The organism is Paeniglutamicibacter sp. ORCA_105 (assembly GCF_045798545.1).
GTDB classification, from domain to species: Bacteria; Actinomycetota; Actinomycetes; order Actinomycetales; family Micrococcaceae; genus Paeniglutamicibacter; species Paeniglutamicibacter sulfureus.
This window is the reverse complement of sequence record NZ_JBIXLM010000006.1, coordinates 19141-33974: the sequence shown is the minus strand read 5'-3', so window position 1 is coordinate 33974 and position 14834 is coordinate 19141. Positions and strand designations below refer to the sequence as shown.

Annotated in this window: 13 protein-coding genes; 9 read left to right on the top strand and 4 right to left on the bottom strand. The window is 65.0% G+C overall.

Going from position 1 to position 14834, the window contains the following annotated elements; translation table 11 throughout:
* Positions 1-241 precede the first annotated feature (241 nt).
* The gene (locus tag ACIPUB_RS04375; protein WP_407606253.1) at positions 242-1003 is read left to right on the top strand and encodes a DUF4303 domain-containing protein; all 762 of its coding nucleotides are present in this window, start codon (positions 242-244) and stop codon (positions 1001-1003) included.
* Here the strand turns inward: ACIPUB_RS04375 and ACIPUB_RS04370 are convergent.
* Positions 1000-1668, bottom strand: a complete 669-nt coding sequence (locus ACIPUB_RS04370; RefSeq protein ID WP_407606252.1) for an anti-sigma factor family protein — start codon at positions 1666-1668, stop codon at positions 1000-1002. The genes ACIPUB_RS04375 and ACIPUB_RS04370 overlap by 4 nt on opposite strands.
* Entirely contained in the window at positions 1665-2168 is a 504-nt protein-coding gene (locus ACIPUB_RS04365; RefSeq protein ID WP_407606251.1) for a sigma-70 family RNA polymerase sigma factor, read from the bottom strand. Before ACIPUB_RS04365 ends, ACIPUB_RS04370 begins: the two co-directional genes overlap by 4 nt.
* Positions 2169-2412: 244 nt before the next feature.
* Between ACIPUB_RS04365 and ACIPUB_RS04360 the strand changes: the two genes are divergently transcribed.
* Positions 2413-2928 carry a hypothetical protein gene (locus ACIPUB_RS04360; protein ID WP_407606250.1) on the top strand — a complete coding sequence of 172 codons (516 nt, stop codon included), beginning with the start codon at positions 2413-2415 and terminating at the stop codon, positions 2926-2928.
* 88 nt (positions 2929-3016) lie between these two features.
* Positions 3017-4684: a bifunctional phosphoribosylaminoimidazolecarboxamide formyltransferase/IMP cyclohydrolase gene (purH, locus tag ACIPUB_RS04355; protein ID WP_407606249.1), complete on the top strand. Its 1668-nt coding sequence runs from the start codon at positions 3017-3019 to the stop codon at positions 4682-4684.
* Positions 4685-5361: 677 nt separating this feature from the next.
* Here purH and ACIPUB_RS04350 read toward each other — a convergent pair.
* Positions 5362-6822, bottom strand: coding sequence for an MDR family MFS transporter (locus ACIPUB_RS04350; RefSeq protein ID WP_407606248.1), 1461 nt, complete (start codon positions 6820-6822; stop codon positions 5362-5364).
* A 156-nt stretch (positions 6823-6978) separates the two neighbouring features.
* On the opposite strand from ACIPUB_RS04350, the gene ACIPUB_RS04345 reads away from it, so the two are divergent.
* Complete coding sequence (locus tag ACIPUB_RS04345; RefSeq protein WP_407606247.1) at positions 6979-7563, top strand: TetR/AcrR family transcriptional regulator; 585 nt, start codon at positions 6979-6981, stop codon at positions 7561-7563.
* A gap of 220 nt (positions 7564-7783) precedes the next feature.
* Entirely contained in the window at positions 7784-10006 is a 2223-nt protein-coding gene (locus tag ACIPUB_RS04340; RefSeq protein ID WP_407606246.1) for an NADP-dependent isocitrate dehydrogenase, read from the top strand.
* A gap of 78 nt (positions 10007-10084) precedes the next feature.
* Here ACIPUB_RS04340 and ACIPUB_RS04335 read toward each other — a convergent pair whose 3' ends face one another.
* Entirely contained in the window at positions 10085-11617 is a 1533-nt protein-coding gene (locus ACIPUB_RS04335) for a deoxyguanosinetriphosphate triphosphohydrolase family protein (protein WP_407606245.1), read from the bottom strand.
* Here ACIPUB_RS04335 and ACIPUB_RS04330 point away from each other — a divergent pair.
* The 4 genes from ACIPUB_RS04330 (at position 11616) to ACIPUB_RS04315 (ending at position 14803) form a co-directional block, all read left to right on the top strand.
* The gene (locus ACIPUB_RS04330) at positions 11616-11789 is read left to right on the top strand and encodes a hypothetical protein (protein ID WP_407606244.1); all 174 of its coding nucleotides are present in this window, start codon (positions 11616-11618) and stop codon (positions 11787-11789) included. The genes ACIPUB_RS04335 and ACIPUB_RS04330 overlap by 2 nt on opposite strands.
* 184 nt (positions 11790-11973) lie before the next feature.
* The gene (locus tag ACIPUB_RS04325) at positions 11974-12753 is read left to right on the top strand and encodes an ATP-binding cassette domain-containing protein (RefSeq protein ID WP_407606243.1); all 780 of its coding nucleotides are present in this window, start codon (positions 11974-11976) and stop codon (positions 12751-12753) included.
* Positions 12750-13541, top strand: coding sequence for an ABC transporter ATP-binding protein (locus ACIPUB_RS04320; RefSeq protein ID WP_407606242.1), 792 nt, complete (start codon positions 12750-12752; stop codon positions 13539-13541). Before ACIPUB_RS04325 ends, ACIPUB_RS04320 begins: the two co-directional genes overlap by 4 nt.
* Positions 13538-14803 carry an MFS transporter gene (locus tag ACIPUB_RS04315; protein WP_407606241.1) on the top strand — a complete coding sequence of 422 codons (1266 nt, stop codon included), beginning with the start codon at positions 13538-13540 and terminating at the stop codon, positions 14801-14803. The genes ACIPUB_RS04320 and ACIPUB_RS04315 overlap by 4 nt, the downstream gene beginning before the upstream one ends.
* Positions 14804-14834: the final 31 nt, after the last annotated feature.

Sequence of the window (14834 nt, the reverse complement as noted above, 5' to 3'; positions counted from 1 at the left end):
AGCGGTCTGGCGCGGGACGGGTCCAACCGCGGCAACAATGTGGCAATTGCGGCACCGGAGGAAAACGTGCTCCGGCGCCAGCAACAACGCTACGCGCTGAACCGGCAAACCACAGAATAGCCCTTGACATTTTGTGGCTTGGCGTTTCGTGGATCGGCATCTTTTCGGGCCGGGAAAATTCGGCGAAGCCCCTTGTGCCGGGGCTGTTCCGGTGCGGGGCAACCCGGGGTAGGCTCTGGATATGGGAGTAGATTGGACCGCTCTCGAAGAGGCGATACGGGTGTCGGCTCTTCGCCAGGCGGAGGAAATAGTTAACCGTCACCCGGACGAAGTGTTCTATGCCATTGCCCTCGACGGGGTGAGCGCCGACGAAACCGACCACATCGATTTGCCCGTGCTCGCACTGAACTCCGAAGAAGCCCTGACCCGTGCCCTCAGCGTCAACGTCGAGGAACCGGATGCCGAGGACTTCGACGACGAGGACGAAGCCGAAGACTTCGAGGAACGCCCCGATGCCGACGATGACGGGTCCGACCGGGACATCCATCTGCATGACAACGACGACACCAATGGCAACGACTCGGACGACGACGACGAGGATGACGACGTTGCCGTGGACGAGGATGACGACGACGAAGACATTGACGCGGTGCTCAAGGAATTCGACGCCCTGACCTCCGATGCCGAACAGGGCTACTACTCCTCAAAGTGGAACCCCTCGGATTGGCAGTGGAGCCCCATCGAGCTCTTTGACGAATCGGCCACGGCGCTGTGGAGCCAGGCGCTGACCGACGTGGCCAAGGACCACGGATGGGAACGGACCAACCGCCTGTACTACGAAATGCTCATCCGCGTCACCGAGTCACTGCGCTCCGCCCTTGCCGTGGGACGAAACTCGGACGTGGTGGTCTACCTCTCCGACGAGGAGCACGGCGATGCGCTCCTGCGCAGGTGTCTCACCGAATCCCAACTGGCCAAGCACTTCCCGGAACTCGCGCATTAGCTCGACAGACTCGAAGGGTCTCCGGGAAGCGTGAGCTCCGCGAGGATCTTGGAGTCCACGTCGCGCAGCTGGATCGCAGAAATTTTCCCCATTTCGGTGGGCACGGCCCCGCTCACGCGGGCAGTGCCCGTCTTCGTGGCGTTCCAGGAGCTGGCACGGTCGACTTCCCCCGATTCGTCCACCACCCACAAGGAAAGCGTCCCGCTGGTGGGCAACTCTGTTCCCCTGAATTGGAGCTCGGTGCCCCACGCCTTGGCATTGAGTCCCAGGTCCACGCGCGGTCCCGCTGCCGAGACCACCTCGTAGGCGGCATCCGGGGCCGGTGCGGGTCGCAGCACGGGTGCCAGGAAGACGCCTCCGGCAACTGATGCAGCGACAGCAGCCGCCGCCGCCGACCCCAACAGGATCCGCCGGGTTCGCCGTCTCTCCCGCAACCGGTCCAGGAGACTGGCTCCGGGGCCTTCCTCCGGGATGCCGTGGTCCCCGAACAGCAAGGCGCGGGCGTCCTGCGCGTCCAACGCGCCAAGCCTGGTCGACACCGGGGCGAAGAGGGCGAGTTCCCGGCGGCACTGCTCACAGCCGGCAAGATGCGCCTCGAAGGCCCGTGTCTCGTCGGCATCGAGTCCGCCCAGCACGTAGGCACCCAAGTTCATGTGCTCGTTCACTGTTCCACTCCCATTTCCGCCAGGATCCCGCGCAGGGCCCGCATGGCGTAGTACGCCCGTGATTTCACCGTGCCCTGGGGGATACCCAGGCTCGAAGCCGTTTGGGCCACCGTGGAACCCAGATAATGCATGTGGATCACCACCTGCCGGTGTTCAAGGGTCAACCGCAGCAAAGCCTCCTCCATGAGAATTCTGTCCAAAACAGCTTCCATGCCCGCAGGCACGCCCGCGGCCTCGGGATCCTGCTCGCCGAGCGCGGTGGCGGAAATCCGCGCCGCGGCCCGGCGGTGTCTGTCGATGAGCACGTTGCGGGCGGTGGCAAACAGGTAGCTGCGCAGCGAACCGGTCAGCTCCGGTGCGGTCTTCCACACCTTGAGCACGGTTTCCTGCACGACGTCGTCGGCCTCGTCGCGGTCGTTGGCTACACGCAGGACGAAGCGTCGCAGGGCGTCTCCGTGGTCGCGGTAGATGTCCGACACCACTTGCGCATCGAGGGGCACGTGGGCTCCAGTGAGTCGTTTCGGGAACATCGGGTCACCAACTGAGACGCATCGGGACTGCAAAAGGTTCATCCATGTTTCAAGTATGCGCAAAGAAAGTTCTGAAAAGCATGAACCTTGTCCCGGATCGATGCGTCTTAGCTGGTAAGAGTTCCCTTTGGGTTCTGCCCGAATGTTCCCCGGGGCGCTCTGGCCCCGTGGAATCGGGGTGCCGTTTCGCCCTTCGAGTGTAAGGAATTGCATCATGAACCGTATTCATCACAAGGCGTTCGCGTCTTCAGCTGCGGTCCTGCTGGGTGCCGCATTGCTGCTTTCCGGCTGTGCTTCCGGCGACGACGACTCTCCGGCAGCCCCGGCGACGACGGCACCGGCCGCGACCAGCGCCGCTGCCTCGAGCCCTGCTGCCTCAACGGCAGACCTGATGACCGGCGAGTCCAGCCTCGGCACCATTGTGGTGGACGGGAAGGGAATGAGCCTGTACTACTTCACCAAGGACACCAAGGACACCAAGGTCAGCGCCTGCACCGGTGGCTGTCTTGAAGCCTGGCCCATCGCCACGACCACCAACGACACCCCCGTCGTGGAGGGCGTCACCGGGGAGGTCGGAACCATTGACAGTCCCGATGGCAAGAAGCATCTGACCCTCAACGGCATGCCGCTGTACTACTGGGCGAAGGACACCAAGCCCGGTGACGTCACCGGACAGGGAGTCAACGACGTCTGGTACGTAGTCACCCCCGCGGGGGAGATGATCAAGTAACCACCGCGCCACACAAGAAGTCCCCCAACGGGGTGCGGGATAAGATGGGGAATAGCACCCCCCTCAAACCGCACCCTGGGAGACTTTTGTGAGCCAGACCGTCCTTGATCGCGTCCCGATTCGCCGGGCACTGATTTCCGTCTACGACAAGAGCGGATTGGAGGAGCTGGCAGCGGGCCTGCACGCAGCAGGCGTCGCACTGGTTTCCACCGGCTCCACCGCCAAGCGCATTGCGGCCGCGGGGATCCCGGTCTCCGAGGTCGAGGAAGTCACCGGCTCGCCGGAGATGCTTGACGGCCGCGTCAAGACCCTGCACCCGCGCGTGCACGGCGGCATCCTGGCCGACCGCCGGGTCCCGGCCCACATGAAGACCCTCGAAGACATGCAGATCGAGGCCTTCGACCTGGTAGTGGTGAACCTCTACCCGTTCGTCGACACCGTGCGCTCCGGCGCCGCCATGGACGACGTCGTGGAGCAGATCGACATTGGGGGCCCTGCCATGGTGCGCTCGGCGGCCAAGAACCACGCCGCCGTGTCCATCGTCGTGGATCCCGCGTCCTACGGCGCCGTCATCGCCGCGGCCTCGGCCGGAGGCTTCGACCTGAAGTCCCGCCAGCGCCTGGCCGCCAAGGCCTTCGCACACACCGCCGCCTACGACACGGCTGTCGCCTCGTGGACCGCCGCCCAGTTCCTCGACGAGGACGGCGACGGAGTCATCGACTGGCCCGCGTACTCGGGTCTGGCCCTGGAACGCTCAGAGGTCCTGCGCTACGGCGAAAACCCGCACCAGCAGGCAGCCCTCTACGTGGATAAGGCCGCCCCGGCGGGCATCGCCCAGGCCGACCAGCTGCACGGCAAGGCCATGAGCTACAACAACTACGTCGACGCCGATGCGGCGCTGCGCGCCGCCTTCGACTTCGACGCCCCGGCAGTTGCGGTCATCAAGCACGCCAACCCCTGCGGCGTCGCAGTGGCCTCCGCCGATGCCGCGGACCCGATCGCCGACGCGCACGCCAAGGCGCACGCCACCGATCCGCTTTCGGCCTTCGGCGGCGTCATTGCCGCGAACCGGACCGTGACCGCGGGCATGGCCAACACGGTCAAGGACATCTTCACCGAGGTCGTCATCGCCCCGGCCTTCGAACCCGAAGCCGTGGAGATCCTCTCCAAGAAGAAGAACATCCGTTTGCTGGCCCTGCCCGAGGGCTACGGCCGCTACCCGGCCGAAATCCGCCAGGTTTCCGGCGGCGTGCTGGTCCAGGTGTCCGACAAGGTCGACGCCAACGGCGACGACCCGGCGAACTGGACCCTTGCGGCCGGCGAGGCTGCCGACGAGGCCACCCTGGCCGATTTGGCCTTCGCCTGGACCGCTGTGCGTGCCGCAAAGTCCAACGCCATCCTGCTGGCCAACAACGGTGCCGCCGTGGGCATCGGCATGGGACAGGTCAACCGCGTGGACTCCTGCAGGCTTGCGGTCGAGCGCGCCAACACCCTGGGCGTCACCGTCGAATCGAGCGTGGATGCCGCGGGCGGGGCCGCCGGGGCCGAGGGCGTCTCGGCACAGCGTGCCAAGGGCGCCGTTGCAGCCTCGGATGCGTTCTTCCCGTTCGCCGACGGCCTGCAGATCCTGCTGGACGCCGGTGTGCGCGCAGTGGTGCAGCCCGGCGGTTCGGTCCGTGACGAGGAAGTCATCGCCGCTGCCAACGCAGCAGGGATCACCATGTACTTCACCGGAGCACGCCACTTCTTCCACTAGGAACAAGTGATCCGGCTGCCGCCGGCGTTTCGCCTTCAGGGGGAAACGCCGGCGGCAGCTTTCTGTTTAAGCCGTCGTTGCCCCGAGGCATTCCGATGGATGCGGGGAAACCGGAAGACGCATGGTCCCGAAACAAATTCCCCTTTCGGTTTCCCGGGCCGGTCCCCACACCGGTCCCCACGCCGTTTGCCTGGTTTGCGGGGAGGTACTTGGTCTCGATGCTCACCTGTCCGAGCCCATCGGTTCTGGCAGTCGATCAGGAACTTGCCATGCATCATCGAACCCGGGCGGCGGATTCGGTCACGGGGTCGAGGTTGTCCCCATCCGCACGGCCCGCAGTGCCGCACCAAGAGAGCCGGATCGCGTCATGGGATGGTGAGGAAAATCCGCGATCCACTGTGTCGGTGAAATCAGGTTTGGCGCCTTGCGCACCACAGTGCAAAACCTTGAAATGCGGGTTTCGTAAGCCGATGATGAGAGGTACCAACCAAGAGAATGGAAGTAAAAGACATGCGTGGAAGCGGCCTTGTATGGACAATCGTGGGAGTTCTGGTGGCCATTGCCTTGGTGATCTGGATCGTTTCAGCGTTGTAGGGCGCGGAGATTCGGGTGTGCCGAGGCCCCGGACGATTGATTCGCCCGGGGCCTGAGCTCCGCCTCTTTGGTCGAGGCTGCGGCTATTGCTGCTTGTCCACCTTGACGAAGGGGGAGATCACCAGGCCGACGGTGGCCAGGATGGCGCCGATGATGAAGGCAACATGCGCGCCGGAGAACAGCGCGTGGGCAAGGTCCGAACCCGCTTCGAGCTTGGAACCGGCGAGCAGGGACATGACGGTCACGAAAATGGTGGTGCCGATGGCACCGCCGAGCTGCTGGCCGGTGTTGAAGATGGCCGAGCCATGGCCGTAGAGGCGAGGCTCAACGGTGGCCAGGGCCGATGACATCAGACCGGTCATCAGCAGGGCCAGGCCGATGGAGAAGACGATGTGGTTGACCATGAACATCCATAGCGCGGTCTCGGAATCCACGGTGACGTACATCCACTGGCCCAGCGCCAGCATGGCGGCACCCGGAATGAGGACCGGGCGGGGACCGAAACGGTCGTAGATGCGCCCGAAGATCGGTGCAACGACCGCCTGGGCCAGACCGCCGGGGAGCAGCATCATGCCGATGGACAGAGTGGTGAAGCCGGCACCGGATTCGAGGATGATCGGGACCACCACGATGGTGCCCAGCAGGGTGCCCATGGCGATCATGATCATCACCACCGAGAAGGTGAAGGTTCGGGTCTTGAACGGAGTGAGGTTCAGCAGCTCCTTGCCGATGCGGGTCAGCCGGACCTGGCGCTTGATGAACAAAGCCAGGGAAACCAGTCCGACGGCGAAGGAAGCGACGGGGACGACCAAGTTGTCGGCGGCGTGCTCAAGGCTGGAGATGCCGTAGACCAGGAAACCGAAGGCAAGCGCGGAAAGCACGACCGAGGGGACATCGAGCGGGATCTTGCGGGCGTGGGACGGGAGCTTGATGAAGATGATCCCCAGGACCAAGATGACCACAGCCAGCGGTGCCATCAGGATGAAGATGTAGTGCCAGGTGAAGGCGTTGACGATTGCGCCGGAAACCGTCGGTCCAATGGCGGGACCGACGGAGATAACGATCGAGTTCAGTCCCATGATGGCACCGCGCTTGTGCACGGGCACCAGCATCAGGGTGGTGGTCATCAGCAACGGAAGCACGATGGCGGTGCCGATTGCCTGGATGATGCGGGCGACCAGCAGCACCGCGAAGCTTGGCGCGAAGACCGCGAGCAAGGTGCCAACCAGGAAGCTGGAGAGCGCGAAAATGAATAGGCTCCGGGGGCTGAAGCGCTGCAGCAGATAGCCTGTGGTCGGGATGACCACGGACATGGTCAGCAGGAAACCGGTGGTCAGCCACTGGCCCGCGGCTGCTGACACGGAAAGGTCCACCATGATCGCCGGGAGGGCGACGCTGAGTACTGTTTCGTTCAGGATCATCAGGAACGCGGCGAGCGCGAGGGAACCGATGATGCCGACGAGTTGTTTTGTGGGCAGGGTGGGCGGAGCCTGCCGCGCAGGAGCTGCCGGCGGGGAAATCGTGCCTTCTGTGGACAGGGCCATCGGAAGCTACCTCTTCTGTAAGATGTGAACGACTAAAATAATGTCATGGTCTGACAGCTTTGGTAAGCAAATTCTGTCATAGTGTGACATGAAATATAGTGTGGTGAGCCCCGCGCCTATCCGGGAGCCCCTCCGATTCAAGAAAAGAGCTGAGCCATGGGTATCCGTGAAGAGCATCGCGCCCAAATGCTGCGCGAGATCCAGGGTGCCACGCTGGACCTCGTGGAAGAGAAGGGGATGGATGCCACAACGATCGGCGACATCGCCGCACGCGTCGGCATTTCCGAGCGCACCGTCTTTCGCTACTACTCGTCCAAGGAACATGCCCTCATGCCCGGCCAGCAGGGCCTGATCGACACCCTGGTGGCCTGCGAAAGCAGGCATGCCAGTGCCGCCGGGATCCTGGGCGACCTGTTGGCCGTGTGCCGCGAGCTCTTCGCGCTGGAGGTGGCAGAGAGCGACTTCCGCAGGATTTCCCGACTGATGGTCCAGGAACCGGAGATGATGCGGGTTGCCACGCGCCAGGAGCGAAACCTTGTTGAGGGGCTCAGCGCGTCGCTGGCGCAACGGGGCCCGCTGCGGCCGATCCAGGCGCTCCTGGTTGCCGAGGTGGTGACGGCAGCCTGGCGGGTCGCCTGGCAATCATTCGCCCGCCAGGAATTCGACGGGGTGGACTCCGATCCGCTGGCGCTCTTCGATGAAACCGTACGTGAGCTGGGGAAGCTGTTCCCGGGCACGTGAGGGAGGGGTATCCGCAGTTCAGTTATGAAGGGTTAACTTAACGCGGGTGTGCTGCCGTGGTCCCCATTGCCCCGGCTTTTCGGGGCGAAAAGGGTCCGGGGGAGAAGGGGAGTCTCGCCACAAAAAGTGTCCGGGCGCAGTAAATCGGGTAAGTTAGGGCTGTTGAGATCAAGTCGGACCATTCATATCCGAGAACACCGTTCAGGGAGACGCCGCACCTATGGCCAAGATTATTTATACCCACACCGACGAAGCTCCGATGCTGGCAACCCACTCGTTCCTGCCGATTGTCGAAGCATACGCCTCGACCGCGGGTGTAGAGATCGAGACGCGCGACATCTCGTTGGCCGGCCGCATCATTTCCGCCTTTGGCGACCACCTCACTGCAGAGCAGCAGATTCCCGACGCATTGGCAGAGCTCGGCGCCCTGGCCAAGAGCCCGGATGCAAACATCATCAAGCTGCCGAACATTTCGGCCTCCATCCCGCAGCTCAAGGCAGCCATTGCCGAACTGCAGGCCGCCGGCTATGCGCTTCCGGACTACCCGGACAACCCGTCCTCGGACGAGGAAACGGAAATCCGCGCAAGCTACGACAAGATCAAGGGTTCCGCCGTGAACCCGGTGCTGCGCGAGGGCAACTCCGACCGCCGTGCCCCGTTGAGCGTGAAGAACTACGCCCGCAAGAACCCGCACACCATGGGCGCCTGGTCCGCTGACTCCAAGACCAACGTGGCCACCATGGCCGAGGATGACTTCCGTGCCAACGAGAAGTCCGTTGTCATCGACAACGCCCAGACCCTCTCCATCCGCTTCGTCGGCGAAGACGGCGACGTCAAGGTCCTGAAGAAGGCCCTGCCGGTGCTGAAGGACGAGATCATCGACGGCACTGTCATGCACGCCGCGTCGCTGAACGCGTTCCTGAAGGACGCCGTTGCCCGAGCCAAGGCCGAAGACGTGCTGTTCTCGGCACACCTGAAGGCCACCATGATGAAGGTCTCGGACCCGATCATCTTCGGCCACGTCGTCAAGGCCTACTTCTCCGAGCTGTTCGAGACCTACGGCGAGCAGCTTGAAGCAGCAGGCCTGAACCCGAACAACGGCCTTGCGGCCATCCTCGGAGGGCTCGACGAGCTCTCCGACGACGTGCGCGCCGGCGTCGAGGCACTGATCGCCAAGGGCCTCGAAGAGGGCCCGGCTGTTGCCATGGTCGACTCCGACAAGGGCATCACCAACCTGCACGTCCCCTCGGACGTCATCGTCGATGCCTCCATGCCTGCCATGATCCGCACTTCGGGCCACATGTGGGACGCAGAGGGCAAGGAACGCGACACCCTGGCAGTTCTGCCGGACTCCTCCTACTCGGGCATCTACCAGGTCGTCATCGACGACTGCCGCGCCAACGGCGCCTACGACCCGACCACCATGGGCACCGTCCCGAACGTCGGCCTGATGGCCCAGGCTGCCGAAGAATACGGCTCCCACGACAAGACCTTCGAGATCAAGGCAGCCGGCCACGTCCAGATCCTGGACGCCACCGGCGGCGTGCTCATCGAACACCAGGTCTTCCCGGGTGACATCTGGCGCGCCTGCCAGACCAAGGACGTGCCGGTGCGCGACTGGGTCAAGCTGGCCGTCAACCGCGCCCGCGCCTCGGCCACCCCTGCCGTGTTCTGGCTGGACGAGACCCGTGCGCACGACGCCGTGCTGATCTCCAAGGTCAACGAGTACCTCAAGGAGCACGACACCGAGGGCCTGGTCATCGAGATCCTGTCGCCGGTCGACGCGACCCAGTACACCATCGATCGCATCCGCCGCGGCGAGGACACCATCTCGGTTTCCGGCAACGTGCTGCGCGACTACCTCACCGACCTGTTCCCGATCCTCGAATTGGGCACCAGCGCCAAGATGCTCTCCATCGTGCCGCTGATCGCCGGTGGCGGACTGTTCGAGACCGGTGCCGGTGGCTCGGCCCCGAAGCACGTGCAGCAGCTGGTGAGCGAGAACCACCTGCGCTGGGATTCCCTGGGCGAGTTCCTGGCCCTGGCCGTCTCCTTCGAGCACCTGGCCAACACCTCGGACAACCCGCGCGCGCAGATCCTGGCCGACACGCTGGATGCCGCAACCGGCACCTTCCTGCTGGAAAACAAGTCGCCCAAGCGCAAGGCCGGCGAGCTGGACAACCGCGGCAGCCACTTCTACCTGGCCAAGTACTGGGCAGAGGAACTGTCGGCACAGACCAAGGACACCGAGCTGGCAGCTGCCTTCAAGGCCGTCTCCGAGGCACTGGGCGGCAACGAGGAAGCCATCGTGGCCGAGCTCGCCGCCGTGCAGGGTGCCCCTGTCGACCTGGGTGGCTACTACCGCCCGGTCGAGGAAAAGGTCGCAGACATCATGCGCCCGAGCTCCACGCTGAACGCGGCACTGGAACTGCTCAAGAAATAGTCTCCCTCGCTCAACGCGTACGACAAAGGCCGCCGCTTTCCCTTCAGGATTGTGGCGGCCTTTGCCGTGGGTGGCGTTCTACAGCCCGCGACCGACTTCCCAAATGCTCTCCGAGGTGCCGGTGAGCAGGGCGTTGACCGAGACGGCCTGAGCGTCGGTGAATGAGGCGATGTAGTCGACGATGGCCCGTGCCCGGCCCAGCCGCTCGATCTCCCTGCGTGAGGAATCCGGAAGCGGTCCTGAGGTTTCGGAATAGAGCTGGCGGTATTCGCCGGTGGCCGCCTCGACGGAGTCCAGCAGCCTGCGCGGTGCGCGGGCCGAATCCTGTGGATCATCCAGCCACGCGGCCAGGCCCTCGGCCAGCGACCTGATGATGCGGGTCTGTCCGCGCTGGTACAACGCCAGGTCGGAGCGTTCCAGGACAAAGCGCTCGTGCACGAACTTGAGCACCACCACGTCGTGCCAGGCCTCGTCAGCCAAGCGGACGTGCCCGCTGCGAATGACCGGGTCCTTCTCCACCGCGATTGAGGCTTGGAGCCTGTCGATCCACCGCCGGGTGAAGGCAGTGACTGCACGGTCGGCGTCTAGTCCGCCGTCATAGGGCAGGGACAGCAGGCCTTCGACCAGGTCATGGCCCACGCGCTGCACCGAGGCGCGGAATGCGTCGGCGTTGGCGATCCACGGGTCCTTGGCGGCAACCAGCCGCCAGGTGCGCTCGAGCCCGTGGCCGGGCAGTCGTTGGTCCAGCTCGCACGCATCGAGTCTGGCCAACTCGGCGCCGGAATCAAGCCAGTGCCGCAGCTCGGCGGACACCGGGGAATACTGCAGGACCCCGGCGCGATAGAAGTCATCCAGGTCGTGTACCGCGTAGGCGATGTCATCGGCGATGTCCATGACCGAACATTCCAGGGTCTGTTGGTGTTCGGTGATCTGCGGGAAGACCGAGAGAACGTCACGCATCTCGGCGGCCTCGATGTCGTAGGCCGAGTATTTCAGGGCGGCGTTGCCGCCGCCCAGGCCCACGCCGCGGGGCAGAAGTTCCGGGGACCGGGCCGGCAGGGAACGCCATTCGTTGCGGGTCCACGGGTACTTCAGCACCGCCGCGCGCACGGCGCGGGTGAGGTTCAGCCCGCGGGGGCTCGCGTCGCAGCTGTCCAGCGCGGTGAGGATGCGGAAACTTTGGGCGTTGCCCTCGAACCCGTCGGGCAAACCGAGGATATTGCGGGCCGCCCGGTCCAGTTCCTGTTCGCCCAGATGCCCGAAGGGCGGGTGGCCCAGGTCGTGGGCGGCAGCGGCCGCCTGCACCACGACGGGATCGCAGCCGCCGAGCTCGGCCACCAGCGTGCGCGTGGGCTCGTCGGCATTGCGCAACCCGATGGCAATGGAGCGTGCCACCGCGGAGACCTTCAGTGAGTGGGTGAGCCGGTTGTGCACCACGGTGCCGGCGCCGGCCTGCGGGATCACCTGGGTCACCGCCGAGAGCCGCGAGAAATAGGGGGAGAATCGGATGCGCTCGATGTCGACGCGGAATTCGTCTTCCCCGGGCCGCGAATCCTCGCCAATCGCCCGTTCCCGGCCGCCGGTCTGGTGGGTGGTATTCCTGTAGTCCATGGTGCGCACCAGCCTAGTGGAATCCGGGGCGCAGGAACCCTGCGACGCGGCACCGGAATCCGAGGAACGTGGCCGCGCGGCGTCATCCGCCGCTGCCCCCATCATCTTCCTGGACGGGGCAGTGCCGTGCTGGCGCCGTCTTGTCACCGTGCGCGAAGCAATTTCTTGTTAGTGGGCGCAACCAACCTGCGACGCCACGCTCCCGGACGAAAAGTCCCCCGCTTGGGAGTTCCGTGAGTGGTCGTTTCGGAAGCCGTGTCCTGCATGGGGTAATATTCGATCGAGCTCTTAACGAGAATGATTGTTAGTTGCAATAGTGTTTGCCAGCCGAACCGCCACACGAAAGTCCCCATCCTATGCCTGCCCTCCTCGTCCAAGGCCTCACCATCTCCCTGCACGGGAAACCCCTGGTCGCGGGGCTGGACTTCAGCATCGAACCCGGGGAGAAACTGGCATTGCTGGGGGCCTCCGGATCCGGCAAGTCCCTCACGGCGGCGGCCTTGCTGGGGCAGCTCCCGGCCGGGATGAACGCCACGGGTATGCTGCGCGTCAACGGCAAGGAAATTCCCCTCCGGGGCCGAAGGCACGCAAGGCGGGAATTCGCCGCGATCCACCAGAACCCGGCCGCAGCACTCAACCCGCTGGTGCGCCTGGGCCGCCAGCTGGCCATGCCACTGCGCAACGCGGGGCTCTCGGGACGCGAGGCGCGTGAAATTTCCCGTGAACTGCTGGCCTCGGTGGGACTGGCCGACGCGGACCGCATGCTGCGCAGCTTCAGCGGGGAATTGTCGGGCGGACAGCTGCAACGAGTATGCATCGCCATGGCACTTGCCTGCCGTGCCGACATCCTGGTGGCAGATGAGCCGACCACGGCACTTGACGTCGTCAACCAGGCCAAGGTGCTCGAGATCCTGGCGGGGGTCCCTTCCAGCGCTGGTGGCCTGCTGCTCATCACCCACGACCTGGCCGCTGCCGAGCAAATATGCGGCCGCGCGGTCGTGCTGCAGGACGGCCGGAAAATCGAGGAGGCCCACATGCCGGAGCTGATCGCCCGGCCACGGCATCCCTACACCGCTGCGCTGGTCGATTCGGCCCGCTCCTCCTTCGCTCCTCCGTTCGAGGCGGCGGCCGCATGACGACCCGATTGCGCGCCCTGGATCTGGTCCACGGCTATCCTGGCCGGTGGCCGAGGAGCCGACAGGGCCACCGGGCGCTGTGCGGAATCAACCTCGGCATCGAAGCAGGCCAAGCCGTAGGCCTGGTTGGCAGCTCGGGCTCCGGAAAATCAACGCTGTTGCGGTGCCTGCTCGCCCTGGAAAAGGTGGACTCCGGATCCGTCCAATTCAACGACAACCCGCTGGTTCCCGGTCCGGTTTCCTCTCTGCGGTGGTACCGGCGGCTCGTGCAGTACGTCCCGCAGAACCCCGCTGGCAGCCTGGACCCGCGCATGAGCATCCAACAACTGATGCTCGAGCCGCTGAGGCAACTTCGCATCCAGGGGGACCACCGGCAAATGATCCATCGCGCCCTGGAACGCGTCGAACTCGATCCCGGACTGCTGGGACGCAAGCCGGCCGAACTCTCCGGCGGGCAGAACCAGCGGGTCGCCATCGCCCGGGCCCTGGTTCCCGGGCCGTCGATCCTGTTGGCCGATGAACCCGTCAGCGGGCTGGATTTGCCGCTTCGCGATGCGGTGCTGGGGCTGCTGGAGAAATTGGTCCGGCAGGACGGAATGGGACTGCTGATTGTGTCCCACGACCTCTCCGCCGTGTCCCGGCTGTGTTCCCGCACCGTGGTGCTGGAATCCGGGCGCATCGTCGAGGAGGGCGACACCCTCGATATGTTCCACACTGCCCGGCACCCGGCAACCCGGGAGCTGCTGGCAGCCATCCCGCAATTGGGCACCCGAACGGGCGCCGCATGAGCGGCACCCGCGTCCTTGCCGGCGAGCCCGACCGGGTACAGGGCACCGGACCCGCTCCCGGGCTGCTTCTGGCCAGCCAACTGATTTTCAATGTGGGATTCTTTTCCGTTGTCCCCTTCCTGGCCGTGAGCATGCGCGGGGACTTTGGCATGGGAGCCATGGCGATCGGAGTGGTGCTGGGGGCACGGACCTTCGCCCAACAGGGGATGTTCCTTTTCGGCGGGGTGCTGGCCGATAGGTGGGGAGCGAGGCGGCTCATGGTTTCCGGCACCCTGGTGCGGGTTGCCGGCTATCTGGTGCTTGCCTGGGCCGCGGACTTCCCCTCGTTCCTGGCCGGTGCCATCATCACTGGAGTCGGTGGAGCCCTGTTCTCGCCGGCGCTCGAAAGCCTGGTGGGCACGGCCCGGTCCATGGAGAAGGGGAACGCCGGCACCGGCGCCAAGCCGACGCTTTTTGCGCTGCTGGTCATTTTCGGTGAAATCGGCGCAGTGGCAGGCCCGGTGCTCGGTGCCTTGCTGCTCGGTATCGGCATCGATACCGCGCTGCTGGCCGGCGCGGCGATCTTTGCCGTCATGGCATTGGTCTTCCTGCGTTGGATTCCGGGAACCGACGCCGGGCGCCAACCAGCGATTTCACGGGTCGGGAATCGGGAGGGGGCAGGCACCTGGGCGTGCCTACGCGAACGCCGGTTTGTGCTGTTTGCCGCGTTCTACGCGGTGAACCTGCTCGCCTACAACCAGCTCTACCTCGGGTTGCCGGTGGAACTTGAACGCAGCGGCGCCGGAGTCGGGGCACTAGCCGGGGTCTTTGTCTACGTTTCGCTTCTGACCGTGGCTCTGCAATGGCCCATTGCAGGGTTCATGCGCCGCGTCGGGGACAAGACGGCCTTCTCGCTCGGATTTTCTCTGCAGGCCGTGGGATTTTTGCTCTTGGCGGTGCTGGCAACACGGGAGGCACCGGAGGGCGCGTCCCTCGCCCCCGCCGCACTGATGGTCACGGCCCTTGCACTGGGCCACATGTGCGTGACGCCCACGGCCATGGGCCTGGTTGCCGGCTTTGCCAACGGACATCCCGCCGGGGCGTACTACGGCCTGCTCGCCACGTGCGGAGGGGTGGCCGTGCTGGCTGGAAATGCCCTATTGGGTCCGCTCTATGAACATGCCTACCTGCCGTCGCTGGCAGCGGCCGCCCCGTGGGCGGCACTGGCCTTGCTGGCCGCAACCTCCGCAGTGGCCATCCGCCGCTTTGTGCCCGGGCATTGACCGCCCTCTTTCCCGAAATCCAGTCACCACC

Excerpts from the sequence above, each read along its gene's own strand:
- ACIPUB_RS04325 (WP_407606243.1), top strand. The coding sequence starts at position 11,974 with ATGCCTGCCCTCCTCGTCCAAGGCCTCACCATCTCCCTGCACGGGAAA.
- ACIPUB_RS04340 (WP_407606246.1), top strand. The coding sequence starts at position 7,784 with ATGGCCAAGATTATTTATACCCACACCGACGAAGCTCCGATGCTGGCA.
- ACIPUB_RS04375 (WP_407606253.1), top strand. The coding sequence starts at position 242 with ATGGGAGTAGATTGGACCGCTCTCGAAGAGGCGATACGGGTGTCGGCT.
- ACIPUB_RS04335 (WP_407606245.1), bottom strand. The coding sequence starts at position 11,617 with ATGGACTACAGGAATACCACCCACCAGACCGGCGGCCGGGAACGGGCG.
- ACIPUB_RS04345 (WP_407606247.1), top strand. The coding sequence starts at position 6,979 with ATGGGTATCCGTGAAGAGCATCGCGCCCAAATGCTGCGCGAGATCCAG.
- ACIPUB_RS04350 (WP_407606248.1), bottom strand. The coding sequence starts at position 6,822 with ATGGCCCTGTCCACAGAAGGCACGATTTCCCCGCCGGCAGCTCCTGCG.
- ACIPUB_RS04320 (WP_407606242.1), top strand. The coding sequence starts at position 12,750 with ATGACGACCCGATTGCGCGCCCTGGATCTGGTCCACGGCTATCCTGGC.
- ACIPUB_RS04360 (WP_407606250.1), top strand. The coding sequence starts at position 2,413 with ATGAACCGTATTCATCACAAGGCGTTCGCGTCTTCAGCTGCGGTCCTG.
- ACIPUB_RS04330 (WP_407606244.1), top strand. The coding sequence starts at position 11,616 with ATGGTGCGCACCAGCCTAGTGGAATCCGGGGCGCAGGAACCCTGCGAC.
- ACIPUB_RS04315 (WP_407606241.1), top strand. The coding sequence starts at position 13,538 with ATGAGCGGCACCCGCGTCCTTGCCGGCGAGCCCGACCGGGTACAGGGC.